Source organism: Pseudomonas sp. LAM2023 (genome assembly GCF_016620375.1).
Classification (GTDB): Bacteria; Pseudomonadota; Gammaproteobacteria; order Pseudomonadales; family Pseudomonadaceae; genus Aquipseudomonas; species Aquipseudomonas anuradhapurensis.
The window spans coordinates 426895-451710 of record NZ_JAENHV010000023.1 but is presented as its reverse complement, the minus strand read 5'-3'; the positions used below and the strand labels follow the sequence as shown (position 1 = coordinate 451710).

Sequence of the window (24816 nt, the reverse complement as noted above, 5' to 3'; positions counted from 1 at the left end):
AACGATGCATCGCCGATGGTAGTGTGGGGCTTCCCCATGTGAGAGTAGGTCATCGTCAAGATTCATTTCGCAAAACCCCTATCTGCGCATGCAGGTAGGGGTTTTGTCTTTGCGCCGGCGAAACCAGCGCGACCTTGTAGGAGCGGCCTTGCGTCGCGATCGGCCGCACAGCGGCCGCCACCCTGCAACCCCGATCGACCTGGCAAACCGCGTCGCCGGTTTCGCGGCTAAAGCCGCTCTTACACTGTTCGCGTGATATCGTTCCCCCCTCAGCCACCAGCGCCTTGCAGAGACCTGTCGATGCCCAGCACCACCCACCTTCACCCCGGCTTCATGATCGTCCATGGCAACCGCCTCGACGACCTGCGCAGCCTGGTGGTGAGCTGGATGCGTCGCTATCCCCTGGCGCCGCTGGAAAACGAAATCGCCCTGGTACAAAGCAACGGCATCGCCCAATGGCTCAAACTGGCCCTGGCTGCAGACCCACTGGAAGATGACCTTGGCGGCTGCGGCATCGCTGCTGCCATCGACGTGCAACTACCAGGCAGCTTCATGTGGCAGCTGTACCGGAGCCTGCTGGGGCGCGACGAAATTCCCCAGGTTTCCCTGCTCGACAAGGCACCATTGACCTGGCGCCTGATGCGCCTGCTCCCGGCGTTGATCGAACGCCCGCATTTCGAGCCGTTGCGGCGCTTCCTTACCGACGACAGTGACCTGCGCAAGCGCTATCAGCTCGCCGAGCGCCTGGCCGACCTGTTCGACCAATACCAGGTGTACCGCGCTGACTGGCTCAAGGACTGGGCTGCCGGTGAGCACATCCTCAACACCGCCCGTGGCGAGCGCAAACCACTGCCCCCGGGGAACCGCTGGCAAGCCGAGTTATGGCGGGCATTGCTGGAAGATGTCGGCGAGCAGGGCATGGCGCAGAGCCGTGCCGGCGTCCATCAGCGTTTCATCGAACGCATCAACAGCCTGGAACAGGCACCGCCTGGGCTACCGCCCCGGGTCATCGTGTTTGGCATTTCCTCGTTGCCAGCCCAGGCCCTGGAAGCACTCGCCGGCCTGGCACGCTTCAGCCAAGTGTTGCTGTGCGTGCATAACCCATGTCGCCACCACTGGGCCGATATCGTTGCCGACAAGGACCTGCTGCGGCATCAGTACAAGCGCCAGCAGCGCAAGCAAGGCATGCCCCTGCAACTGGACGACCAGTCGCTGCATCAACATGCCCACCCGCTGCTGGCCGCCTGGGGCAAACAAGGCCGCGACTACATCAACCTGCTCGACAGTTACGATGACCCTGCCAGTTACCAAGGCGTGTTCAGCGATGGCCGCATCGACCTGTTCAGCGACGGCTCGCCTGCCACGTTGCTCAACCAGTTGCAGGACGACATCCTCGAACTGCGTCCGCTCGCCGAAACCCGCGAGCTGTGGCCGGCAGTTGACCCGACGCAGGATCGCTCGATCCGCTTCCACATTGCCCACAGCCCGCAGCGTGAAGTGGAGATACTCCATGACCAGTTGCTGGCCCGCTTCAGTGCCGACCCCACCCTGCGCCCTCGTGACGTCATCGTCATGCTGCCGGCCATCGATACCTATGCACCGCATATCCGCGCCGTTTTCGGCCAGTTGCAGCGCAACGACCCGCGCTACATCCCGTTCACCCTGACCGACCAGGGCCAGCGCGGCCGCGAGCCCTTGCTGATTGCCCTCGAACACCTGCTCAAGCTGCCGGACAGCCGCTTCGCGGTCAGTGAAGTACTCGACCTGCTGGACGTGCCGGCAGTCCGCGCCCGTTTCGGTATCCGCGAAAGCGACCTGCCCACGCTGCACCGCTGGATCGAGGGCGCCGGCATCCGCTGGGGCCTCGATGCCGAGCAGCGGGCCAGCCTGGGTTTGCCAGCAGGCCTGGAACAGAACAGCTGGCGGTTCGGCCTGCGGCGGATGTTGTTGGGTTATGCCGTGGGTGTGGGAGCAGCCTGCGACGACATCGAACCCTACGATGAAATCGGTGGGCTGGATGCAGCACTGATAGGCCCGCTGGCCGCCTTGCTCGAGGCCCTCGACGTGGCCTGCCAGGCCTTGTCCGAACCTGCCACGGTCAGTCAGTGGGGGGAGCGCCTGCATGCCTTGTTGCAGGTATTCTTCCTGGCCGAGGGTGAGCGTGACGAGTTTCTGCTGATGCAATTGCAGGATCTGCGCGACGGCTGGCTTGAGGTATGCGAGGCCGTTGGCCTGCAAGACCCGCTGCCGTTGACCGTCGTACGCGAAGCCTGGCTGTCGGGCCTTGACCAGGGCAAGTTGTCCCAGCGCTTCCTCGCCGGCTCGGTGAACTTCTGCACCCTGATGCCGATGCGCGCCATCCCGTTCCGGGTGGTCTGCCTGTTGGGCATGAACGATGGCGACTACCCCCGCGCCCAGCAACCGCTGGACTTCGACCTGATGGCCAGTGACTACCGCCCGGGTGACCGTTCGCGCCGCGAGGATGACCGCTACCTGCTCCTGGAGGCGTTACTGTCGGCACGCGACCAGCTTTATGTCAGCTGGGTCGGGCGTAGCATCCGCGACAACAGCGAACGCCCGGCCTCGGTACTGATCGGCCAGCTGCGTGACCACCTTGCGGCCGGCTGGCTACTGGCAAATGCACAGCCAGGGCAGCCTGCCGAACCCGGCGAACAGCTGCTGCATGCGCTTACCCAGGAGCACCCGTTGCAGCCGTTCAGCCCGCGCTACTTCCAGCAAGGCAGCCCGCTGTTCAGCTTTGCCCATGAGTGGCAGGTGCTGCACCAGCAGGGGCTGGATGACGAGCAAGGTGACCCTGGCCTGCCGCCCTATCAGGATGACGAAGCCCTGAGCCTGAGCCTGTTGGGTGACTTTCTGCGCCACCCGGTGCGGCACTTCTTCAGCCAGCGCCTGAAAGTGTACTTCGAAGCCTTGGAGGCACCGACCCCGGACGAAGAGCCCTTCGTTCTCGATGCCCTGCAACGCTACGGTGCCAGCGAAAGCCTGCTCGGTGCCGCGCTGGCCGAGCCGGACAATTCCGAACAGGCCCTGCAGGCGCAGGCCCAGCGCCTGCAGGCCTGTGGCCTGCTGCCACTGGCGGGGTTCGGCGAGTTGCTGCAGCGCGAGCTGATCGAGCCGCTGCCAGACTTGCTGCAACGCCACCGCCAGTTGTTGCAACGCTGGCCACACCTGGTCGAGGGCGCGTTACCGGTGCATTTCGAACATGGCCAGCATCGCCTCGAAGGCTGGCTGGGCCGGGTGTTCCAGGCCGATGACCAGAGCCTGCTGAGCATCTCGACCGTGCCCAACACCATCAGTGCGGGGCGCAATGCCCTCAAGTGGCACCGCCTGATCGTGCCCTGGGTCACCCACCTGGCAGCGTGCGCGGCGGGCTATCCCTATCACAGCGCACTGGTGGCCAGTGACCTGACCCTGCTGCTTGCGCCATTGCCGCAGGTGCAGGCGGCGCAACTGCTGGGTGACTTGCTGGTGGCCCGTCAGGCGGCGATGAACGCGCCGTTGCCGGTCGCGGCCAAGACCGCGTTCGCCTGGCTGGCCCAGGACGACAGCGACAAAGCCCTGGCCGCCGCAACCCGCGCCTACGAAGGCGACGGGCGCACCAGCTTCGGCGAGCGCAGTGAAAGCGTCGCCCTGGCCCGCCAGTTCCGTGACTTTGCCGCGCTCACCGCCGATGAAACCTTCGAAGGCTGGTGCGAAACGTTGTACCGCCCGCTGTTCGACGCCCCTTGGCAGACCCTGGGCAACCCGGAGAAAGGCGCATGACCCAGGACCGTCCCCTGGCACTGAGTTTCCCCCTGCATGGCAGCCAGCTGATCGAGGCCAGTGCCGGCACGGGCAAGACTTTTACCATTTCTGCGCTGTACTTGCGCCTGATCCTCGGCCATGGCGGCGAGCAGGGCTTCGATCGCGAGCTGCTGCCACCGCAAATCCTGGTGGTGACCTTCACTGACGCCGCGACCAAAGAGCTGCGCGAGCGCATCCGCGCCCGCCTGGCGGAAGCCGCGCGGTTCTTCCGCGGTGAACTGCAAGCCGCTGATCCGCTGTTGCATCAACTGCGTGGTGACTACCCGGAAGAGGCCTGGCCGCGCTGTGCCGGGCGCCTGGAAATCGCCGTGCAATGGATGGACGAGGCCGCCGTGTCGACCATCCACGGCTGGTGCCAACGCATGCTGCGCGAGCACGCCTTCGACAGCGGCAGCCTGTTCACCCAGACCCTGGAAACCGACCACAGCGACTTGTTGGCGCAAGTGGTGCGCGATTACTGGCGGCGCTTCTGCTATGGCATGCAGGGCGATGCGCTGGCCTGGGTGCGCAACCACTGGGGCAGCCCCGACGCCTTGCTGCCGCGCATCCGCCCGCTGTTCGGCCGGGTGCGCGCCCAGCAGGAAGGGCTGGAACCGGCGGCGCTGATCCAGGCGTCGCTGCAACAGCGTGGCGAGCAATTGGCCCGGCTCAAGGCGCCATGGGCGCAATGGGCGGAGGAGCTGCGGCAGATCTGCCATGCTGCGGTGGCCGCCAAGCAGGTCGATGGCCGCAAGATGCGCGCACAGTATTTTGATTCCTGGTGCGACAAGCTGTGCGCCTGGGCTGCTGACGAGCAGCTGGTCGAGCTGGAGCTGGGCAGCGGCTTCAGCCGCCTGACGCCGGCGGGCATGCTTGACGCGTGGAAGTCCGGTGAGCCACCCGTCCACCCGGCCCTCGATGCCATGCAGGCCCTGCAGCAGCAGTTGCAAGCCCTGGACAGCCCGGAGGCGCCCTTGCTCGAGCACGCCGCCAGCTGGGTATCGGCACGTTTCGAAGTGGAAAAACGGCGGCGTGCGGAAATGGGCTTCGACGATATGCTCCTACGCCTGCAACATGCCCTGGCCAGCGAGGCCGGCGAACGCCTGGCCGGGCTGATCCGCGAACAGTTCCCGGTCGCCCTGATCGACGAATTCCAGGACACCGACCCGGTGCAGTACGGCATCTTCGAGCGTATCTACCGGATCAGCGAGAACCGCGCGCAGACCGGGCTGTTCATGATCGGCGACCCCAAGCAGGCGATCTACGCCTTCCGTGGCGCCGACATCTACACCTACCTTGCTGCGCGCCGCGCCACCAGCGGCCGCCTGCACAGCCTGGATACCAACTACCGCTCCAGCAAGGCCATGGTCGCAGCGGTGAACCAGCTGTTCCTGCAGGCCGAGGCGCGTGAAGCCGGGCGCGGGGCGTTCCTGTTCCGCGAGGCCGATGACAACCCGCTGCCGTTCATCGAGGTTCGTGCCAAAGGCCGGGACGAGCAATTGCTGATCGACGGTGAACCCTGTGCCGCCCTGCAATGCTGGCAGCTGGAAAGCGAGGAGCCCGTTTCCGGCAGCGTCTACCGCCAGCAACTGGCCGCCAGTTGCGCCAGCCATATCGTTGCCTTGCTCAATGGTGGCCAGCAGGGCAGTGCAGGTTTCCGCACTGCCGAGGGCGAACTGCGCCCGTGCCTGCCCTCTGACATCGCCATCCTGGTGCGTGATGGGCACGAGGCGCAAATGGTTCGTGCCGAGCTGGCCGCGCGCGAAGTGCGCAGCGTCTACCTGTCCGACAAGGACTCGGTATTCGCCGCCCAGGAAGCGCACGACCTGCTGGCCTGGCTGAAGGCCTGTGCCGAACCCGACTCGGAGCGCCTGCTCAAGGCCGCCCTGGCCAGCCTGACCCTCAATCTGTCACTGGCGGCGCTGGACCGGCTGAACCAGGACGAGCGCGTCTGGGAAGACTGGGTCATGCGTTTTCGCCGTTACCGCGATATCTGGCAGCGCCAGGGCGTGCTGCCAATGCTGCGGCATCTGCTGCATGACTTCCAGCTGCCGCGCACGCTGATCCGCCGCAGTGATGGCGAGCGGGTGCTGACCAACCTGCTGCATCTGGCCGAGCTGTTGCAGCAGGCCGCTGGCGAACTGGACGGCGAACAAGCGCTGATTCGGCATCTGGCCGAGCACCTGGCCAGTTCCGGGCAGGCCGGCGAGGAGCAGATCCTGCGCCTGGAGAGCGACGAGCAACTGGTCAAGGTGGTGACCATTCACAAGTCCAAGGGCCTGGAATACCCGTTGGTCTACCTGCCGTTCATCTGTACCAGCAAACCGGTCGATGGCAGCCGTCTGCCGCTGGCCTGGCATGACAGCCTGGGTAACGCTCATCTCACCCTCACGCCCGACCCGGAACAGATCGCGCGCGCCGATGACGAGCGCCTGGCCGAGGACCTGCGCCTGCTCTACGTGGCCCTGACCCGGGCCCAGCATGCCTGCTGGCTGGGCGTTGCCGACCTCAAGCGCGGTAACCAGAGAAGCTCGCAGTTGCACCGTTCGGCGTTCGGCTACCTGCTTGGTGGCGGCCTCGCCTTGCCGAGCTCGGAGCAACTGGGGAGCTGGTTGCAGGCCCTGGCGGCAACCAGCCCGCACATCAGCTGCCCAGGCCTGCCGCAGGCGGATCAGCAGCTGTACCGCATGCCACATGCCGCGCGAGAGCTGCTGCCGGCCCGCAAGCCGCGCCGCGCGGCGGCCGAGCACTGGTGGATCGCCTCGTACAGCGCCCTGCGCATTGGCGAGCAAGCGCTCGGCGCCGACAGCTCGCAGGCACAGCAATTGTTCGACGACGAAAGGGCCGATGCGCAGATGTTGCGCGAGGTACCGGCCGACAGTGGCGATATCCACCGCTTCCCGCGTGGGCCCAACCCTGGCACGTTCCTCCACGGCTTGCTTGAGTGGGCGGGCCGTGAGGGCTTCAGCCAGGTGAGTGGCAACCCGCAGCTGATCCAGGAAACCGTCGGCCAGCGCTGCAACCGGCGTGACTGGACCGGCTGGATCACCACCCTAAGCCAATGGCTGCAACGCCTGCTGGGCGAGGCGTTGCCGTTGGCAGGCAAGGGCTTGAGCGTGACCCTTGGGCAGTTGCGCCACTATCAGGTCGAAATGGAGTTCTGGTTCGCCAGCCGTCAGGTCGATGCCGAACAGCTCGACCGCCTGGTGGCTCGCCATACCCACCCCGGCCGGGCGCGCCCCGCGGCGCAACCGACCTTGCTCAACGGCATGTTCAAAGGCTTCATCGACCTGGCATTCGAGCTGGACGGGCGCTACTACGTGGCCGATTACAAGTCCAACTGGCTGGGCCCGGACATCCAGGCCTACGATGGCCTGGCCATGGAAAAAGCCATTCTCGAACACCGTTACGACCTGCAGTACGTGTTGTATGTGCTGGCCCTGCATCGCCAGCTGCGCGCTCGCCTGCCCGATTATGACTACGACCGCCATGTCGGCGGCGCCCTGTTCATCTTCCTGCGCGGTGCCAGCAGCAGCGGCCACGGCGTGTATCACGCCAAGCCGCCGCGTGAGCTGATCGAAAGCCTCGATGCGCTGTTCCGCGGCGAGCACCCGCCCATGCAGCAGGACCTGTTTGCCGGAGCCATGATATGAGCCGCAGCCTCGTCGACCTGTTGCCAACCCCGCTGCAGGCTGAGCATTTGCTGGCCCTGAAGCCACGAGACGACAGCGCTGACCTGCTGCAACTGCTCGACCGTTGGGTGGAGCGCGGCTGGTTGCGGGCCCTGGACCGCGCGTTCGTGTCGTTCCTGGAAGAACGCGCCCCCGGCAGCGATCCCTTGCTGTTGCTGGCTGCCGCCCTGGCCAGCCACCAGCTGGGCCATGGCCATGTCTGCCTCGACCTGCAGCAAACCCTGGCAGAGCCTGACTTTGCGCTGTCGTTACCGCCCGAAGGCGATGCCTTGACCGGCCCCTTGCTGCTGCCCTCGCAATTGTTGGCCAACCTCGACCTGCACGCCTGGCGCCAACGGATTGCCGCCAGCGCGCTGGTGGCTGCCGGCGATACCCCAGGGCAGCAAGCGCGACCGCTGGTGCTCAGCGGCGAGCGCCTGTACCTGCGCCGCTACTGGAATTACGAGCGGCGCATCGACCATATCCTGCGCCAGCGCCTGACTCAGGCTGAAGCAGCACCGGCCGACCTGCCCGGCCGCCTGGCGCAACTGTTCGATGGGGGCGCGCCGGCAGGCCAGGTCGACTGGCAGAAACTCGCCTGCGCCCTGGCCACCCGCGCCGGCTTCAGCATCATCACCGGCGGCCCCGGTACCGGCAAGACGACCACCGTGGTACGCCTGTTGGCCTTGCTGCAGGCGCCAGCGGTGGAGCAGGGCAGGCCACTGCGCATTCGCCTGGCCGCGCCGACCGGCAAGGCGGCCGCGCGCCTGACCGAATCCATCGGCCAGCAAGTCGAGCGCCTGCAGGTCAGCGCCGAGGTGCGCGGGCAAATCCCTACCGAGGTCAGCACCGTGCACCGCCTGCTCGGCAGCCGACCAGGCTCGCGACACTTCCGTCACCATGCCGGCAACCCGTTGCCGTTGGACGTGCTGGTGGTCGACGAAGCCTCGATGATCGACCTGGAAATGATGGCCAACCTGCTCGATGCCCTGCCGCCACGGGCGCGCCTGGTGCTGCTGGGTGACAAGGACCAACTGGCCTCGGTCGAGGCCGGCGCGGTACTCGGCGACCTGTGCCGTGACGCCGAAGACGGCTGTTACTCGCCGGCGACCCAGGCATGGCTGGAGCAGGTCGGTGGCGAGTCGCTGGCCGGCAGCGGCCTCAAGAGCGGTGACGAGCAGCGCCATCCGCTGGCCCAGCAGGTGGTGATGTTGCGCTTCTCGCGGCGTTTCGGCGAGGGCAGCGGCATTGGCCAGCTGGCGCGGCTGGTAAACCGCCAGGAGGCGTACGCGGCGCGTAACCTGCTGGCCATGCCGCCACCCGACGTGCACAGCCTGGCCCTGAAACAAGAGCACGACCGCGTCTTCGATCGCCTGCTGCTCGACGGCCTCGACCGTGGCAGCGATGGCCCGCAAGGTTACCGCAGCTACCTGCGCACCCTCGGGCGCTACCGTCCGGCGCTGGATACCGCCTTCGATGACCCAGCATGGGAGCAATGGGCAGGCCGAGTGCTGCACAGCTTCGAGGACTTCCAGCTACTGTGCGCGGTACGCCGCGGGGCCTGGGGTGTCGAAGGCCTCAACGAGCGGGTGGCGCGGGTGCTGCACAATGCCGGGTTGATCGACAGCCAGCAGCCCTGGTACGAAGGGCGCCCGGTGCTGGTGACGCGCAACGATTACGGCCTGGGCCTGATGAACGGTGACATCGGTATTGCGCTGCGCCTGCCCGACGAGCGCGGCGAGCCCCTGCTGCGCGTGGCCTTCCCGCGTAACGACGGCAGTGGCGGGGTGCGCTTCGTCCTGCCCAGCCGGTTGAACGAGGTGGAAACGGTATTCGCCATGACCGTGCACAAGTCGCAGGGCTCGGAGTTCGGTCATACCGCCCTGGTGCTGCCGGATGCGCTGAACCCGGTGCTGACCAAGGAACTGGTATACACCGGTATCACCCGTGCCAAGCACTGCTTCAGCCTGGTCGAACCCCGCCAGGGCATTTTCGAACAAGCGGTGGCGCGCAAGGTACGGCGTATTTCCGGGTTGATGCTGGAACAGGTCTGAAACCTTACGCGTTCCCCTGTAGGAGCGGCCTCGTGTCGCGAAAGGGCCGCAAAGCGGCCCCCGCTTTCGGCAGCGCCACAGCTATCGCGGGGGCGGCTTTGCCGCCCTTTCGCGACACAAGGCCGCTCCTACACAGGATGCGGCCATATGCTATCGTTGCGCCGTATTCCGATAGGATCTTGAGAGATTTCCCGCATGAAGCTGGCCGCAAGGCGAGTGACAAGCTGTGTGCTTTCGCTATTGCTGGCCGCCCTGTTCCTTGCAGCAGGTCCTGCCCAGGCGGACACCGCCACAACCGTCGCCCAGGCGCAGCAACGCGCCAAAGCCGTCACCCAGGTCGTACTGGGTATCTTCAGCTATGCCCGCTGGCCCGTGGAGCCGTCACCCTTGCGGCTATGCCTGGTCGGCCCGACCGAGTACGCCGATGACCTGATCAAAGGCCACGTCCAGGAGTCCGGTCAGCCGCTGCAGGTACGGCGCCTGCTGGCGACGGACAGCCAGGTTGCCCAGGCCTGCGATGCCATCTATATCGGCAAGCTCGACCAGGGCCAGCGTGACCGGCTGTTCGAGCGCGTCAGTGGCCACCCGGTACTGAGCATCAGCGAAGCGGACGATCCGTGCACGGTCGGCAGCCTGTTCTGCCTGCGGGTCAGCGACCGACAAGTCGCCTTCGAGGTCAACCTCGACTCGGTGGCACGCTCCGGCGTGCGCATTCACCCCAGCGTGCTGCAGTTGTCGCAGCGCCGGGCGGTGCAGCCATGAAGCCGGCGCACAAGCGCGGCGCCCGCCCGACCCTGCGCTCGGTGCTCGGCCGTGGCCACCTGAGCGTCGCTTTGCTCGCCGTCGGCCTGGCTGGTGTTTCGCTGACCCTGCTGGGCGTGCTTGCCCTGCGTGTTTACGCCAACCATAACCTGCACCTGATCGCCCGTTCGATCAGCTACACCGTGGAAGCGGCCGTGGTGTTCGATGACAGCGCTGCGGCCAACGAAGCGCTGGCGCTGATCGCCAGCGCCGAGGAAGTGGCCGAAGCCAGGGTATTCGACAACGAAGGCCAGCAACTGGCGCATTGGCAGCGCAGTGACAGTGGCCTGCTTGCGCGGTTGGAAGGGCAGGTTGCCAGCGCCTTGCTGGATGAACCGGTCAACCTGCCGATCACCCACCAGCAGCGGCAGGTAGGGCGCATCGAACTGGTCGGCCAGGGGCGTAGCCTGTTGCTGTTCCTGCTCAGTGGGTTGGCCGGCATCCTGTTCTGTACGCTGCTCAGCGCCTTGGCTGCGCAACACCTGTCGCGGCGTTTGCTCGGTGATATCGTCCGCCCGCTGCGCGGCCTGGCCAGTGTCGCCCATGCCGCCCGCCGGGAGCGCAGCTTCGATCGGCGTGTACCGGAGGCAGCGATTGCCGAGCTCAATGAACTGGGCAATGACTTCAACGCCCTGCTCGACGAACTGGAGGTGTGGCACAGCCACCTGCAGAACGAAAACCAGACGCTGGCCCACCAGGCCAGCCATGACAGCTTGACCGGCCTGCCCAACCGCGCCTTTTTCGAGGGGCGCCTGACCCGCAGCCTGCGCAATGCCGAGCGGCAGCAGGAGCACCTGGCGCTGCTGTTTCTCGACAGTGATCACTTCAAGCAGATCAACGATACCCTCGGCCATGCCGTGGGCGATGAAGTGCTGATCAGCGTGGCCGACCGTGTGCGCGCCCAGCTGCGTGAGCACGACCTGGTGGCACGCCTGGGCGGCGACGAGTTCGCCGTGCTGCTGACGCCTTTGCATTCGCGCCAGGATGCCGAGCGCGTTGCCGAGAAGATCGTTGCCAGCATGAAACTGCCGGTGCAACTGGACAGTGGCCGCAGTATCGCCACCTCGTTGAGTGTCGGTATCGCCTATTACCCAGATGACGGCAGCGATCCCGCCAGCCTTCTGAATGCCGCTGACGCGGCGATGTACCAGGCCAAGCGCAATCGCCGCGGGCACTGGCAGGTTAGCACAGATGGAAACCAACAACAGGAGTTGAACCCGTGAAGCAGGCTTTGCGTTTCCCCCTATGGGCCTTGTTGCTGGCGCTGCTGGCCTTGGCTGGCTGCCAGAGCGCGCCGCCCAAAGGCCTGAGCGCCGAACAGGTCGCCGTGCTCAAGCGCGAAGGCTTCACCCCGACCGATGAAGGGTGGGCCTATGACTTGTCGGGCAAGGTGCTGTTCGGCAGCGACCTGGACAGCCTCAACAGCCAGAGCCAGGCGATTGTCGAACGTATCGGCAAGGCATTGCTCGGCGTTGGCATCCAGGGCGTGCGGGTGGACGGGCATGCCGACGCGTCGGGCAAGGCGGCATACAACCAGCAGTTGTCCGAGCGGCGTGCGCAAAGCGTGGCCCAAGCGTTGGTCGCGGTAGGCATGCCGGCGCAGAATATCCACAGTCGCGGCCTGGGCAGCAGCCAGCCGGTGGCGGACAACCGCACCAGCGCCGGGCGTACCGAGAACCGGCGGGTGTCTATCGTCGTGGCTTCCTACTGATTCCCGCCCTACGGTTACAGACCTACTTGCGAGAGCGGGCTACAGGGTGCCTGGCACCGGCTCCGCCGGTGTTTGCGGGCAAGCCCGCTCCCACACTATCGATGATGCGCCCAAGCATGCTCACTCCTGAGCAAAGCGCATCTCGCGCGTCTCGCCCATCAACAACGGCGCATTCGCCTCGGTCACCCCGCGGATGTAATCCCACAGCAGGGTAATCCGCTTCAACTTGCGCAAATCCTCCCGGCAGTACATCCAGAATTGCCGTGTCACCTCGATTTCTTCCGGCAGTACCGTCACCAGTCGTGGATCCTGCGCGGCCAGGAAGCAGGGCAATATCGCCAGCCCTCGCCCTTGCAGCGCCGCCGTGTACTGGGCAATCACGCTGGTACTGCGCAAATGCGCGCTGGCGCTGGGGATCAGGTTGGCCAGGTACAGCAGCTCCGAACTGAACGCCAGGTCGTCCACGTAGCTGATGAACGGGTGCATGGCCAGGTCCGCGATCTGGCGGATGGGGGCGTGGTTATCGAGGTATTCCCGGGTGGCGTACAGGCGCAAGCGGTAGTCGCACAGCTTGCAGCACACGTACGGCCCATGCTCCGGTCGCTCCAGGGCGATGACGATGTCCGCCTCGCGCTTGGACAGGCTGATGAAGTGCGGCAGCGGCAGTATGTCCACCGAGATTGCCGGGTAGGCATCGACGAAGTGGCTCAGCTGCGGGGTGACGAAGAAACTGCCGAAACCTTCGGTGCAGCCCATGCGCACATGCCCGGACAACGCCACGCCCGACCCGGATACCTGTTCGCAGGCCATGTGCAGCGTGCTCTCGATCGACTCGGCATAGCCCAGCAGGCGCTGGCCTTCGGCGGTGAGGACAAAGCCGTTGGTCCGCGACTTCTCGAACAGCAGGGTGCCGAGTGCCCCCTCCAGCGAGCTGATGCGCCGCGACACCGTGGTGTAGTCGACGCTCAGGCGCTTGGCGGCGCTACTGGCCTTGCGGGTACGGGCCACTTCGAGGAAGAACTTCAGGTCGTCCCAGTTGAGCGCGCTCAGGGATGTGAGGTCTTTTTGCATGATGATCCGGTTTTTTTGTGCGTTCTTGTTGGATGTTTGCACATCTATACTCGAAACAAGCCTCAGGACGCCACCTCGCGTTTGCTCGGCGCTGGCGATCTCGTCCCGACAATAATTCCAAGGAGAATGCAGATGAACGCACCGCAATCCCCTAACCAGACCAAAATCGACCGGGTCAAGCTGCTGATCGACGGCCAGTGGGTCGAGTCCAAGACCTCTGAATGGCGCGATATCGTCAACCCGGCCACCCAGGAAGTGTTGGCGCGCGTACCGTTCGCCACCGCCGAGGAAGTGGACGCCGCCGTGGCTGCTGCCCAGCGTGCCTTCAAGACCTGGCGCGATACCCCGATTGGCGCACGCATGCGCATCATGCTCAAGCTGCAGGCGCTGATCCGCGAACACACCAAGCGTATCGCCCAGGTGCTCAGTGCCGAACAAGGCAAGACCCTGGCCGATGCCGAAGGCGATATCTTCCGCGGCCTGGAAGTGGTCGAGCATGCCGCCTCGATCGGTACCCTGCAGATGGGCGAGTTCGCCGAAAACGTCGCCGCTGGCGTCGATACCTATACCTTGCGCCAGCCCATCGGTGTATGCGCCGGTATCACCCCGTTCAACTTCCCGGCCATGATCCCGCTGTGGATGTTCCCGATGGCCATCGTCTGCGGCAACACCTTTGTGCTCAAGCCGTCCGAGCAGGACCCGCTGTCGACCATGCTGCTGGTCGAGCTGGCGCTGGAAGCCGGCGTATCGGCTGGCGTGCTCAACGTGGTGCACGGTGGCAAGCAAGTGGTGGATGCCATCTGCACCCACCCGGACATCAAGGCGATTTCCTTCGTCGGCTCCACCGAAGTGGGCACCCACGTGTACAACCTGGGCAGCCAGCACGGCAAGCGTGTGCAGTCGATGATGGGCGCCAAGAACCACGCGGTGGTGCTGCCCGATGCCAACCGCACCCAAACCATCAACGCCCTGGTCGGTGCCGCCTTCGGCGCGGCGGGCCAGCGCTGCATGGCCACCTCGGTGGCGGTCCTGGTAGGCAAGGCGCGCGAATGGCTGCCGGACATCAAGGAAGCGGCCAGCAAGCTCAAGGTCAATGCCGGTTGCGAGCCAGGCACCGATGTCGGCCCGGTGGTTTCCAAACGTGCCAAGGAGCGTGTGCTGGGCCTGATCGAAAGCGGCATCAAGGAAGGCGCCAAGCTGGAACTCGATGGCCGTGACGTCAAGGTGCCGGGATATGAGCAAGGCAACTTCGTCGGCCCGACCCTGTTCTCGGGCGTGAAGACCGACATGCAGATCTACACCCAGGAAATCTTCGGCCCGGTACTGGTGACCCTGGAAGTCGACACCCTTGACGAGGCCATCGCCCTGGTCAACGCCAACCCATTCGGCAACGGCACTGGCCTGTTCACCCAGAGCGGCGCGGCAGCGCGCAAGTTCCAGAGCGAAATCGACATCGGCCAGGTAGGTATCAACATTCCGATCCCGGTACCGGTGCCGTTCTTCAGCTTCACCGGCTCCCGTGGCTCCAAGCTCGGCGACCTCGGCCCGTACGGCAAGCAAGTGGTGCAGTTCTACACTCAGACCAAGACCGTCACCGCCCGCTGGTTCGATGACGACAGCGTCAACGACGGTGTGAACACCACCATCAGCCTGCGTTAAGGAGAGCGTCATGCGTATCGCATTCATCGGCCTCGGCAACATGGGCGCACCCATGGCCCGCAACCTGATCAAGGCTGGCCACCAACTGAACCTGTTCGACCTGAACAAGGCCGTGCTGGCCGAGCTCGCCGAACTGGGCGGGCAGATCAGCCCTTCGCCCAAGGACGCGGCGGCCAATAGCGAGCTGGTGATCACCATGCTACCGGCCGCTGCCCATGTACGCAGCGTGTACCTGAACGAAGACGGCGTGCTGGCCGGTATTCGTCCTGGCACGCCAACCGTGGACTGCAGCACCATCGACCCGCAAACCGCGCGCGATGTCTCCAAGGCGGCCGCAGCCAAGGGCGTGGACATGGGTGATGCGCCGGTTTCCGGCGGCACCGGTGGTGCGGCGGCAGGTACCCTGACCTTCATGGTTGGTGCCAGCGCCGAGCTGTTCGCCACCCTCAAGCCGGTACTGGAACAGATGGGCCGCAACATCGTGCATTGCGGTGAAGTCGGCACCGGGCAGATCGCCAAGATCTGCAACAACCTGCTGCTGGGTATCTCGATGGTCGGTGTATCTGAGGCCATGGCCCTGGGCAATGCACTGGGCATCGATACCAAGGTGCTGGCCGGCATCATCAACAGTTCGACCGGGCGTTGCTGGAGTTCGGACACTTACAACCCATGGCCCGGCATCATCGAAACCGCACCGGCGTCGCGGGGCTATACCGGTGGCTTTGGCGCCGAGCTGATGCTCAAGGACCTGGGGCTGGCCACCGAAGCGGCGCGCCAGGCGCACCAACCAGTGATCCTCGGGGCCGTGGCCCAGCAGTTGTACCAGGCCATGAGCCTGCGCGGCGAAGGCGGCAAGGATTTCTCGGCCATCGTCGAGAGTTACCGCAAGAAAGATTGACCAGCGAGGTGGACTTCATCGCGGGCCAGGTGGCCTTCCCTCTGTAACTGCGCACCAGAGGGAAGGGCGCCTGATCCGCGATTTTTTTTGCCTGTCCCGGCCCAATCGCCGGCTTGCGGCGGTTGGGCCGGGACAGTTTACCAATCAGGCGAAGACGAAATACTTGCGCACGGTTTCGACCACTTCCCAGGTGCCTTTCATCCCCGGTTCGATCACGAACACGTCACCTGCCTTGAGGTGCTTCGGCTCTTCGCCTTCCGGGGTGATGATGCAGTAGCCGTCGAGGAAGTGGCAGAACTCCCACTTCTCGTAGTTGACCTCGAACTTGCCCGGGGTGCAGATCCAGGTACCCATGATCTTGCTGCCGTCGGCCGACAGGTAGGCGTTGAGGTTGACGGTGTGCGGATCGCCGCCGATGCGCTTCCACTTGGTGGCGTCCACGACCGGTGTCGGGCAGGTTTCGCGCAGGACGGTGATGAAATCGGACATGGCACAACTCCTGGTGACTGGCTGAATGACTCGTCACCATAGGGCCATCGGCCGAGCCGCAGTTGCCTGGGCTCGACGTCCAGCTGTCTGGTCGCGCTATGCCAGGCGGTTGACCTCGACGGTGACATGCGCCAGTTCCTCGTGCACGCCCAAGGCCTGGCGCACGCTGTCGGCGCTGAGTTCGCAAGCTGCGGCGAGGCCGAGGATGCAGGCGTACTGGTCCTTGCCGACCCGCCACACGTGCAGGTCGGTAATGCTGGCCGGCACCGGCAGCTGTGCCACCACTTCGCGTATTTCCGCCACCACCGGTGCGTCCATCTCCGCGTCCAGCAGTACCCGGCTGGTGTCGCGCAGCAACCCCCGGGCCCACAGCGCCACCAGCAACGCCCCCACCAGGCCCATGACCGGGTCGAGCCAGCCGGCGCCCCAGAACTTGCCGGCCAGCAGGGCGACGATGGCCAGCACCGAGGTGGCGGCATCGGCGACCACATGCAGGTAGGCCGAGCGCAGGTTCAGGTCGTGGTGATGATGACCGTGGTCGTGCTGATGATCGTGGCCATGGTGATGATCATGATGATGGTGGTGATCGTGATCGTCCCGCAGCAGCCAGGCGCAGATCAGGTTGACCGCCAGGCCCACGGCCGCGATGAAGATCGCCTGGTCATAGTGGATCGGCCCCGGTGCCAGCAGGCGCTCGACCGACTGGAAGGCCATCAGCCCCGCCACCCCGAGCAGCAGCAGGGCACTGGAGTAGCCGCCGAGAATCTCGATTTTCCAGGTGCCGAAGGCAAAGCGCCGATCGCCGGCATAGCGCCGGGCAGCGGCGTAGGCCAGCAGTGACAAGCCCAGGGCCAGCGCGTGGGAACTCATGTGCCAACCGTCGGCCAGCAGCGCCATGGAGTTGAAGAACCAGCCGCCGGCAATTTCCGCCACCATCATCACGGCGGTCAGCCACACCGCCAGGCGGGTCTTGCGCTCGGCACCGAGGTTACTGGTATGGAACTGGTGGCTGTGCTGCCAACGGTCTGAGGTTTGTGTCGCCATGGTTTATCATGCTTCCGGAATGTCGAGAAATATACTATACCCCAGTATACCTAGCATGGTGTGAAACCCTATGGCACATACCCTGAAGAGCAAGAAGCAACTGCTGACCCGGGTGCGCAAGATCAAAGGCCAGGCCGCCGCCCTGGAGACGGCGCTGGAGCAGGACAAGGACTGCCTGGCGATCCTGCAGCAGATCGCCGCCGTGCGCGGTGCGGTGAACGGGCTGATGGCCGAAGTGATGGAAGGGCATATCCGCGAACACCTGGTGGCGGACGGGCTGAGCACCGAGGCGCGGCAGGACGAGGCCGACAAGGTGGCGGCGTTGCTGCGTTCGTACCTGAAGTGACTACGCCGGCGTGGCACGACCCTTTGTAGGAGCGGCCTTGTGTCGCGATGGGGCGCGTAGCGGCCCCCGGTTTCAGCTTCGCCGCGAATATTACCGGGGCCGCTTTGCAGCCCTTTCGCGACACAAGGCCGCTCCTACAAGAATGCGTATACCCCTGGGGGGTATGGTCATGCCCACCAATAGCGCACAAAGTGGAAGAACACCGGCGCGGCAAAGCACACCGAGTCCATGCGGTCGAGCATGCCGCCGTGGCCTTCGATCATGTGCCCCCAGTCCTTCACCCCGCGATCACGCTTGATCGCCGACATCACCAGCCCGCCGAAGAAGCCCATGGCGTTCACTGCCAGCGCCATCAGCGCGGCCTGCCAGAAAGTGAACGGCGTGATCCAGCACAGCAGGGCGCCGGTCAGGGTGGCCAGCGCCACGCCACCGGCCAGGCCCTCGACAGTTTTCGACGGCGACAGGTTGGGCGCCACCTTGTGCTTGCCGAACAGCTTGCCGCACACGTACTGCAGCACGTCGCTGATTTGCACCACCAGGATCAGCCAGGCGATCAGCAGCAGGTTGCGGCCTTCGTAGCCGGGGATGTCGAGGGTCATCAGTGCCGGCACCGACGACACGCAGTAGACCGCGATCATCAGCCCCCACTGCACCTTCGAGGCACGCTCGAGAAAGCGTGTGGTGTCGCCACCGAAGCTGGCCAGGATCGGCAACAACAGGAACAGGTACACCGGGATGAAGATACTGAACAGCCCGTACCAGTCCATGGCGATCAGCACGTACTGCACCGGCAGCGCCACGTAGAACGCCGCCACCAGCGCCGGGTAGTCGCTGCGCCGGGTCGGGGTGAGGGTCATGAACTCACGCAGGGCATAGAACGACACGCCATAGAACAGCACGATCACCCCGTACTTGCCGAACAGGAAGGCGATGCCGATCACCAGCACCATGACCCACCAGGCATTGATGCGGGCGTTGAGGTTGTCGATCACCGCGTGTGGTGCCGGGCCGGCGCGCCATTTCAGCAGGCGGCCGATCACACTGGCGAGCAGCAGCAGGGCGCCGATGCCGGCGAACAGCGAAAGGGTGTTGTGGTCCATGTCAGGCATCCTTGGGGGCCAGGTTCAGCAGGGCCTTGCTGGCCCGTTCGAGGAACGCCTGTTTGCTTTCATCAGCCTCCAGGTGCAGCGGTTCGCCAAAGCTCAGCGTGCACAGCAACGGCAGAGGCAAGGCGCGGCCCTTGGGCATCACCCGGTTGAGGTTGGCGATCCATACCGGTACCAGCTCGACGTCGGGATTCGCCGCAGCCAGATGGTACAGCCCACTCCTGAACGGCATCAGCGGCTCATCGCCAAGGTTGCGCGTGCCCTCCGGGAAGAAGATCAGCGAGTCGCCCTGGGCCACGGCTTCGAGAATCGGCTGCAGTGGGCTGCCCTGGCCTTCACTGCGTTGCCGGTTGATCAGCACGCCATTGAACACCTTGCGAATGAGGAAGTCGCGGATACCTGGCCTGGCCCAGTAGTCGGCGCCGGCCACCGGGCGGGTGTGCTTGCGTAGCGGTGCTGGCAATGAGGCCCACAGCAACACGAAATCGCCATGGCTGCTGTGGTTGGCGAAATACAGGCGCTGCACCGGCAGCGGTGTGCAGCCCAGCCACAGGGCGCGGGCGCCAGTGATCAGGCGGGCGGCGGAGGTAATGAGGTAGGCGGTCAGGCTGGCGAGCATGGGGTTGTCGTTATCCCTTCAAAGGCAGTGTCAGCAGGGTAGTCAAGGCCAGTGCCAACTGCAGGCCCAGGCATACGGCCTGGCGGCGCAGCAGGGCCAGTGCAGCCTGGCTGCGGGCAGGCCAGGCGCGCGAGTCGGCGGCGTGCGGTTTGAGTTTCAGTTCGAACAAGGCGCGGTCCAGGGCCTGGGTGTCTGCCGGCAGGTCGGAGCTCTTGACAAGGTGGGCAAACAGGTCGGCATCTACCGCCACGCGGATGGCCCAGTACTTGTGAAGTACGCCCAGTACCAACAGCACGCTGCACAGCAGGCTGGCCAGTGGTGGCAACGGCGCATTCAGCAATGGCGCCAAGCCGTAGGCGAGCGCCAGCAAGGTGAGGCCGTCGGACAGCCGCTCCAGCTGTTTGCCACGGCCCAGCAGGCTGGCCACCAGCAGCAGGATCATGATTGTGCTCCCAGTTGTTGCAGGGCCTGGTGGTGTGCGCGACGCAAGACTATCCCTGGGCGAGCTTTGCCGATCAGCGCTTCGGCCTGCCGAGCGTCGCTGCAGCGGCCGCTGACCACCAGCCAGGCGGCTACGGCGCTGGCGCTGCGCGAGTAGCCCAGGGCACAACAGACCAGCACCGGGCCTTGGGCGCGCAGGCGTTCGATGGCGACGGCGGCCTGGTGCAGCAATGGGCTTTGCGGGGCGATCAGGTCCAGGGTAGGAAAACAGACGTAGTCAACGGCGGACGCGACCTTTGTAGGAGCGGCCTTGTGTCGCGAAAGGGCCGCGAAGCGGCCCCAGGTTTTCAGCTTCGCAGCAGATATTGCCGGGGCCGCTTCGCAGCCCTTTCGCGACACAAGGCCGCTCCTGCAAGAGGCCGCGCTGTCCTGAACATGACACGGTAGCTCCGCGCATAAATCGACCACCGCAGCGAACTGCGCGCCACGCCCGGGAATCCGCCCCAGATAAACCCCATCACACACTTCATCCGCCTGCGGATGTCGCCAGGTCCACAGGCGCGAATTGGCCCAGGCCCCCAGCAGATAAGGCGCCAGCAGCCAGCGGGCAGCATTCGACAAGCGCCCATCGGCACCTTTCTGAAACCCGCCAGCACCGAACAGGCCGTAATTCAACGCCACCAGCGCCAACGACACGGCCGGCCAGGCCAGCCACAGCCAGGCGCCCCCCAAATTCATGGCAAACACGGCGCACAACAGCGCACCCGCGGCATAGCTCAAGGCCAACCGCCAGCGCTTGGCATCCTGCGCAAGGTGGGCCTGCTGCCAGGGCAGCCGGCCCTGGTGTGGCCACAGCCAGACACACAAGAACCCCGCCAGCGCCCCGGTCGGTACGTCGATGAAGTGGTGCTGCCAGGTGGTCAGCACCGATACCCCGATCAGCGTCATCCAGCCATGCATCAGCCAACGCCAGGGCTGGCGCTGCACATGCCGGGCAAACATGGTCCAGATGATCACCAGCAGGGCGATATGCAGCGATGGCGCCTGGTTGAACGGCTTGTCGAACCCCATCAGCACATCGAACATCCAGCCGTACACGCCATCCAGTTCCGGCCGCGCGAAGGTGAAGCGCAGCGGCCAGAGCAGGAAGCAGCTGACGCTGATCACCTGTGCTGTCAGCAGGGCCAGGGCATGCCGGTCCATTTCCTGGCGCGTGCGCGGCAGCAGGAAGGACAGCCCGTAGAGCAGGTCGATCGACCAGTACGGGATGATCGTCCACGGCCACAACGGCATGCGGCTTTCCCAGCCGAACACCAGGCTGCCGACATCATTGCGCCCAACCGTGTGGCTGTTGGCCAGCCCATAGCTGAGGAAAAACAGCGGCCCCAGCAGCAATAGCCAGAATACGCCCCGGCGGACCAGCCCGGGCTCGCGCGATGGCTTCATTCAGCGCACCCGTTGGGCCAGGCTGACACTGAAAATACCCCATTCATCGATGCGCTGGGCCAGCTTGCGGAAGCCCGCTGCCTCGACCAACTGGTCCATTTCGGCCTGGCTGCGCCGGCGCATCACCCAGGCCTCGCCGCCGCGGTGGCTGGTGAGGGCGCGGGAGATCATCTCCAGTTGCGGGTGCCACGGTTGGCCGGTGTAGACCAGGTAGCCGCCATCCTCCACCGCGTCGGCCAGGCCGGCCAGCGAATTGCCCACCAGCTGGTTGCTGGTGAACAGTTCGTACAGGCCGGAGACCACGGCCAAGGTCGGCGGCTGTTCCAGCGTCGCCAGGCTCTGGCGGTCGAAGGCATCGCCCTGGACGAAGCGGGCGATGTCAGCCAGGCCTTTTTCCGCGATCAGCGCGCTGCCTTGCTGCACGTTCAGCTCGCTGTAATCGCGTAGCAGGATCGAGTCCGGCAGTTGCTCCAGCTCCTGCAGGGCTTCGAGGATGTAGCGGCCATGGCCGGCAGCGATATCGACGATGTGCACCGGCCGTTGCTGTTCGCGCAGGCGGGCGATGGCCAGGCGCAGCAACTCTTCGACGTGCAGCTTGCGTTGGCGGATGCCACGCCAGCCGATGGCATCGAGATAGTTGCGATCGACCAGACGGCCCAGCTTGCCCTTGCCGGTCGGCTGGTTGCGGTACACGTAGTCAAGGGTACTGCCCGAGTCGAAACCGGTGTCGAACCCTAGCTTCACGCCTTCCGAAAGCCCCTTGCCCAGGCGCAGCCCGGCGCGGGTGGCGCGCCAGTAGAGGTCGCGGGGCGAGTTGTGCGGTAATGGCGCGGCCAGGCTTTCGGCCTCGGCGCAACTGGCGCCGACCTTGTCGGCATCGAGCAGCGACGGCAGCGGCGCAGGGCTGGCGAAGCAGTGCTCGACGAACCGCTCGATGCGCCGCAGGGCATGGGCCCGGTCACGCTCGCCCAGGGTGTCGTGGAAGAACCCCGGCAGGATGTGCATTTCCTTGCGCGCACTGCCCAGGCGCTCGAAGAAGCGTTGCTGCGGCTGACGCTCGACCACGAAGTCGGCACCGGATACCAGCAGCTGGGTCGGCACCTGGATGGCTTGGGCATCCGCCACCACGCGGTCGGCGGCTTCGTACAGGCCTAGCAGCATGGTCACCGAAATCGGCCGGCTGATCAGCGGGTCGGCCACGTACGACATGACCCGTTCGGGGTCGTGGGTGAGCAGGCGTGGCTTGACGTAGCTGTTGACGAAGAAGTTGCCGCGCAAGGCCTTCAGCAGTTTCAGGCCGGGGCGGGCGAACGGTACATACAGCTTGACCTTGAACGCCGGCGACGCCAGCACCAGGCAGCGCACCTTGGGGGCATAGTCGTGGGCCCAGGTGGCGACCAGCACGGCACCGACACTCTGCGCCAGCACCACCAGGTCCGGCTCGGCGATACCGTGGCGGGCCTGGATATGCTCGATGAAAGTCTGCACATCGCGCACGCTGGTGGCGAACCCCGGGCTGTCGCCGCGTGCTCCCGGGGACTCGCCGTGGCCACGGGCATCCCAGGCGAAGAAGTCATAGCCCGGCATGTCCAGCTCATCGGCCAGGTGGGCCATGCGCCCGCCATGCTCATGGCCGCGGTGGAACATCACCACAGCCCGGCGGGGCTGGTGTTCGTTACGGGTGGCGGGCCAGTGACGGTAATGCAGCTCGACGCCGTCATGGGTACTGAAGTGCAGTGCTTGCGCTTGGCGCATGGTCAACATCCTTTTACGACGGCAGGAGGCTCAACGGGTTTCGGCCAGCCCCTGGCGGACCCGGTTGTAGAGGGTATAGAGCGAGAGTGCGAGGATCACCAGCAACAAGCCGTTGATCCAGGCCCCGGCCAACAGGCCGAAGGCCACGCCGGTGCCCAGTACGCCGAAGGCAAAGGCCCGGTCGCTCTTGCCCATGGGCCCGTCGTAGCGCCGCGAGGCACCGGCCAGCGGGCCCATGACCCCGGCGTACTCACTGAAGGTGGCGCCGAGCACCACGAGCACGACCAAGGCTGGCGATACCCCTGGCAGCAGGGCGAAGGGCAGGTACAGGGCGGCGTCGGCGATCACGTCGCAGAGTTCGTTGAGGTAGGCGCCGAGGGTGGATTGCTGGCCGAACTCCCGGGCAAGCATGCCGTCGATGGCGTTCAGGGCCATGCGCAGCAGCATCCATACCGGTAGGAGGATGAACAGCCAGGCGGAATGATGCCGGGTAACCAGCAGCAGGCCCAGCAGCACTGATACCAGGGCAGCTGCGAGCGTGACCTGGTTGGCGGTGACACCCCGCTCGTGAAGGCGCTGCACCGTGGGGCGGAGCAGGGCCTGGAAGCGCGGCTTGAGCTGGTAGATCGAGGCCACCGTGAAGTCCTTTTCGTTGGGCATTGGGGCGCTATTTTGTGTGAGTCTGCGTTGCGGGTAAAGCCGGAAGCCTGGTAGTCCGGTATTGCTCTGATGAAAATGTGGGAAGCCACTGATTCAGGGCTTTCGGCATCTATAGCTTTCCCCGGGTGGCAGGTTTTCAGCCCTCGCCATCGGGCCAGGCGCTCCAGGATGAGCGTCCGTCCTGGGGGAGGGGGCAGACAGGCTCTGCCGGCTTGGTGGCGCCGCTCTGCGCGATTCTGGCCGCGCGAGCGGGTGGGCTGGCAGGAGCGAAATCAGGACAATGGCTGGCGGATCTGGGGAAGTTTTGTTTGAGGCTTATTACCCTGCAATGGCAGCGAGCAAGCCCGCCGCATACCCCGGCAATGCCGCAAAATCCCGCGTGCACACCAGCAACCTCCGGTTGGCCCATGGCTCCGCCAGCGCCACCCAGTGCAAGGGCAACATACCCTGCCAGCGCCGCACCGCTGCCAGCGGCACCACCCCCACCCCAGCACCGCCGGCGACCATGCGAATCACCCCGTCGAACCCCTCGGCCCGCACGCGTACCTGCATCCGCCGCCCCTCGCGCAAGGCTTGCTCTTCAAGGTACAAGGCCAACGCACTGCCGGCCCCAAGGCCGACATAGCCGTGCGCCAGGCTATCGCTGAAGCTGGGCGCGAGCGCACTGGCCAGCGGGTGGCCCGGCGGCATCACCAGCACCAGCGGGTCGTCGCGAAAGGGGCGGGTTTGCAGGTGTTCGCAAGGGGCTGCGGTCGAAACGATGCCCAGGTCGGCCATGCCCTGGGTAATTGCCTGTACGATGCGCAGGCTCGGCAGTTCCTGCACATCGACGCTGATACCGGGGTTTTCAGCCAGGTAGCTGGCCAGCAGTTCCGGCAGGTATTCGGTGAGCGCCGCCGTGTTGCACAGCAGGCGCACCTGGCCTTGTTGCCCTTGCGCATACTGGCCGAGGTCGAACTGCAGGCGTTCGACCTGCTGCGCTATCAGCCGGGCATGCCGCAGCAGGGCCTGGCCGGCCGGTGTCGGCTGTACGCCACGGCGATTGCGCTCCAGCAAGGGGATGCCCAACGATGCCTCCATGGCGCGGATGCGCGCACTGGCTGCTGGCAGCGACAGGTGGCTGCGGCTGGCGCCGGCGGTGATGTTGCCGCACTCCAGGGTGTGCTGGAACAGCCTGAGGTCGATCAGGTCGAAATGCATCTGGCTATGTCCTGGCAAGAGTCTGCCTGAGTATATGACAG

At 65.4% G+C, this 24816-nt stretch carries 19 protein-coding genes; 9 read left to right on the top strand and 10 right to left on the bottom strand.

The features are described 5' to 3' along the window. Positions 1–300: 300 nt before the first annotated feature. From recC to JKP78_RS14975, 6 genes are all read left to right on the top strand, one after another. On the top strand, positions 301–3783 hold the full coding sequence (gene recC / locus JKP78_RS15000; protein ID WP_200626894.1) for an exodeoxyribonuclease V subunit gamma: 3483 nt from the start codon (positions 301–303) through the stop codon (positions 3781–3783). Next, positions 3780–7457, top strand: coding sequence for an exodeoxyribonuclease V subunit beta (gene recB / locus JKP78_RS14995; protein WP_200626893.1), 3678 nt, complete (start codon positions 3780–3782; stop codon positions 7455–7457). Before recC ends, recB begins: the two co-directional genes overlap by 4 nt. After that, the gene (gene recD / locus JKP78_RS14990; protein WP_200626892.1) at positions 7454–9529 is read left to right on the top strand and encodes an exodeoxyribonuclease V subunit alpha; all 2076 of its coding nucleotides are present in this window, start codon (positions 7454–7456) and stop codon (positions 9527–9529) included. The genes recB and recD overlap by 4 nt, the downstream gene beginning before the upstream one ends. A 195-nt stretch (positions 9530–9724) precedes the next feature. Then, positions 9725–10291 (top strand): YfiR family protein, encoded by a 567-nt coding sequence (locus JKP78_RS14985; protein WP_186685504.1) that lies wholly within the window; start codon positions 9725–9727, stop codon positions 10289–10291. Beyond that, positions 10288–11553: a diguanylate cyclase domain-containing protein gene (locus tag JKP78_RS14980; protein WP_200626891.1), complete on the top strand. Its 1266-nt coding sequence runs from the start codon at positions 10288–10290 to the stop codon at positions 11551–11553. The genes JKP78_RS14985 and JKP78_RS14980 overlap by 4 nt, the downstream gene beginning before the upstream one ends. Continuing rightward, positions 11550–12041, top strand: coding sequence for an OmpA family protein (locus tag JKP78_RS14975; protein WP_186685499.1), 492 nt, complete (start codon positions 11550–11552; stop codon positions 12039–12041). Before JKP78_RS14980 ends, JKP78_RS14975 begins: the two co-directional genes overlap by 4 nt. A gap of 120 nt (positions 12042–12161) precedes the next feature. Here the strand turns inward: JKP78_RS14975 and JKP78_RS14970 are convergent, their stop codons facing one another. Continuing rightward, positions 12162–13112: a LysR family transcriptional regulator gene (locus JKP78_RS14970; RefSeq protein WP_200626890.1), complete on the bottom strand. Its 951-nt coding sequence runs from the start codon at positions 13110–13112 to the stop codon at positions 12162–12164. A gap of 132 nt (positions 13113–13244) precedes the next feature. Here JKP78_RS14970 and JKP78_RS14965 point away from each other — a divergent pair, with 132 nt between their 5' ends. Both JKP78_RS14965 and mmsB read left to right on the top strand, forming a co-directional pair. Then, positions 13245–14771 (top strand): CoA-acylating methylmalonate-semialdehyde dehydrogenase, encoded by a 1527-nt coding sequence (locus JKP78_RS14965; RefSeq protein ID WP_200626889.1) that lies wholly within the window; start codon positions 13245–13247, stop codon positions 14769–14771. A gap of 10 nt (positions 14772–14781) precedes the next feature. Beyond that, the gene (gene mmsB, locus JKP78_RS14960; RefSeq protein ID WP_186685497.1) at positions 14782–15669 is read left to right on the top strand and encodes a 3-hydroxyisobutyrate dehydrogenase; all 888 of its coding nucleotides are present in this window, start codon (positions 14782–14784) and stop codon (positions 15667–15669) included. A gap of 144 nt (positions 15670–15813) precedes the next feature. Here mmsB and JKP78_RS14955 read toward each other — a convergent pair whose 3' ends face one another. Both JKP78_RS14955 and dmeF read right to left on the bottom strand, forming a co-directional pair. Then, complete coding sequence (locus JKP78_RS14955) at positions 15814–16158, bottom strand: cupin domain-containing protein (RefSeq protein ID WP_003258412.1); 345 nt, start codon at positions 16156–16158, stop codon at positions 15814–15816. Positions 16159–16254: 96 nt separating this feature from the next. Then, positions 16255–17202 carry a CDF family Co(II)/Ni(II) efflux transporter DmeF gene (gene dmeF, locus JKP78_RS14950; RefSeq protein ID WP_186685496.1) on the bottom strand — a complete coding sequence of 316 codons (948 nt, stop codon included), beginning with the start codon at positions 17200–17202 and terminating at the stop codon, positions 16255–16257. Between the two features lie 70 nt (positions 17203–17272). Between dmeF and JKP78_RS14945 the strand changes: the two genes are divergently transcribed. Continuing rightward, the gene (locus JKP78_RS14945) at positions 17273–17548 is read left to right on the top strand and encodes a metal/formaldehyde-sensitive transcriptional repressor (RefSeq protein ID WP_170032665.1); all 276 of its coding nucleotides are present in this window, start codon (positions 17273–17275) and stop codon (positions 17546–17548) included. A 167-nt stretch (positions 17549–17715) separates the two neighbouring features. Here the strand turns inward: JKP78_RS14945 and JKP78_RS14940 are convergent, their stop codons facing one another. The 7 genes from JKP78_RS14940 to JKP78_RS14910 form a co-directional block, all read right to left on the bottom strand. Further along, on the bottom strand, positions 17716–18648 hold the full coding sequence (locus JKP78_RS14940; RefSeq protein WP_170032663.1) for a phosphatidate cytidylyltransferase: 933 nt from the start codon (positions 18646–18648) through the stop codon (positions 17716–17718). A 1-nt stretch (position 18649) separates the two neighbouring features. Next, positions 18650–19273, bottom strand: a complete 624-nt coding sequence (locus tag JKP78_RS14935; RefSeq protein WP_170032661.1) for a lysophospholipid acyltransferase family protein — start codon at positions 19271–19273, stop codon at positions 18650–18652. Positions 19274–19283: 10 nt separating this feature from the next. After that, positions 19284–19715, bottom strand: coding sequence for a hypothetical protein (locus JKP78_RS14930; RefSeq protein ID WP_186685490.1), 432 nt, complete (start codon positions 19713–19715; stop codon positions 19284–19286). Beyond that, positions 19712–21160, bottom strand: coding sequence for a phosphatase PAP2/dual specificity phosphatase family protein (locus JKP78_RS14925; protein WP_200626888.1), 1449 nt, complete (start codon positions 21158–21160; stop codon positions 19712–19714). Before JKP78_RS14925 ends, JKP78_RS14930 begins: the two co-directional genes overlap by 4 nt. Beyond that, entirely contained in the window at positions 21161–22915 is a 1755-nt protein-coding gene (locus tag JKP78_RS14920) for a bifunctional alpha/beta hydrolase/class I SAM-dependent methyltransferase (RefSeq protein ID WP_200626887.1), read from the bottom strand. A gap of 30 nt (positions 22916–22945) precedes the next feature. Then, the gene (locus JKP78_RS14915) at positions 22946–23551 is read right to left on the bottom strand and encodes a CDP-alcohol phosphatidyltransferase family protein (protein WP_186685521.1); all 606 of its coding nucleotides are present in this window, start codon (positions 23549–23551) and stop codon (positions 22946–22948) included. 342 nt (positions 23552–23893) lie between these two features. Next, the gene (locus JKP78_RS14910) at positions 23894–24775 is read right to left on the bottom strand and encodes a LysR family transcriptional regulator (protein WP_200626886.1); all 882 of its coding nucleotides are present in this window, start codon (positions 24773–24775) and stop codon (positions 23894–23896) included. Positions 24776–24816 lie beyond the last annotated feature (41 nt).

Bases quoted from the DNA above. Each gene is read 5' to 3' on its own strand.
- JKP78_RS14955 (WP_003258412.1), bottom strand. From the start codon at position 16,158: ATGTCCGATTTCATCACCGTCCTGCGCGAAACCTGCCCGACACCGGTC.
- JKP78_RS14965 (WP_200626889.1), top strand. From the start codon at position 13,245: ATGAACGCACCGCAATCCCCTAACCAGACCAAAATCGACCGGGTCAAG.
- mmsB (WP_186685497.1), top strand. From the start codon at position 14,782: ATGCGTATCGCATTCATCGGCCTCGGCAACATGGGCGCACCCATGGCC.
- recD (WP_200626892.1), top strand. From the start codon at position 7,454: ATGAGCCGCAGCCTCGTCGACCTGTTGCCAACCCCGCTGCAGGCTGAG.
- recB (WP_200626893.1), top strand. From the start codon at position 3,780: ATGACCCAGGACCGTCCCCTGGCACTGAGTTTCCCCCTGCATGGCAGC.
- JKP78_RS14985 (WP_186685504.1), top strand. From the start codon at position 9,725: ATGAAGCTGGCCGCAAGGCGAGTGACAAGCTGTGTGCTTTCGCTATTG.
- JKP78_RS14930 (WP_186685490.1), bottom strand. From the start codon at position 19,715: ATGATCCTGCTGCTGGTGGCCAGCCTGCTGGGCCGTGGCAAACAGCTG.
- JKP78_RS14910 (WP_200626886.1), bottom strand. From the start codon at position 24,775: ATGCATTTCGACCTGATCGACCTCAGGCTGTTCCAGCACACCCTGGAG.
- JKP78_RS14920 (WP_200626887.1), bottom strand. From the start codon at position 22,915: ATGCGCCAAGCGCAAGCACTGCACTTCAGTACCCATGACGGCGTCGAG.
- JKP78_RS14945 (WP_170032665.1), top strand. From the start codon at position 17,273: ATGGCACATACCCTGAAGAGCAAGAAGCAACTGCTGACCCGGGTGCGC.
- dmeF (WP_186685496.1), bottom strand. From the start codon at position 17,202: ATGGCGACACAAACCTCAGACCGTTGGCAGCACAGCCACCAGTTCCAT.
- JKP78_RS14925 (WP_200626888.1), bottom strand. From the start codon at position 21,160: ATGAAGCCATCGCGCGAGCCCGGGCTGGTCCGCCGGGGCGTATTCTGG.
- JKP78_RS14935 (WP_170032661.1), bottom strand. From the start codon at position 19,273: ATGCTCGCCAGCCTGACCGCCTACCTCATTACCTCCGCCGCCCGCCTG.
- JKP78_RS14980 (WP_200626891.1), top strand. From the start codon at position 10,288: ATGAAGCCGGCGCACAAGCGCGGCGCCCGCCCGACCCTGCGCTCGGTG.
- JKP78_RS14940 (WP_170032663.1), bottom strand. From the start codon at position 18,648: ATGGACCACAACACCCTTTCGCTGTTCGCCGGCATCGGCGCCCTGCTG.
- JKP78_RS14970 (WP_200626890.1), bottom strand. From the start codon at position 13,112: ATGCAAAAAGACCTCACATCCCTGAGCGCGCTCAACTGGGACGACCTG.
- recC (WP_200626894.1), top strand. From the start codon at position 301: ATGCCCAGCACCACCCACCTTCACCCCGGCTTCATGATCGTCCATGGC.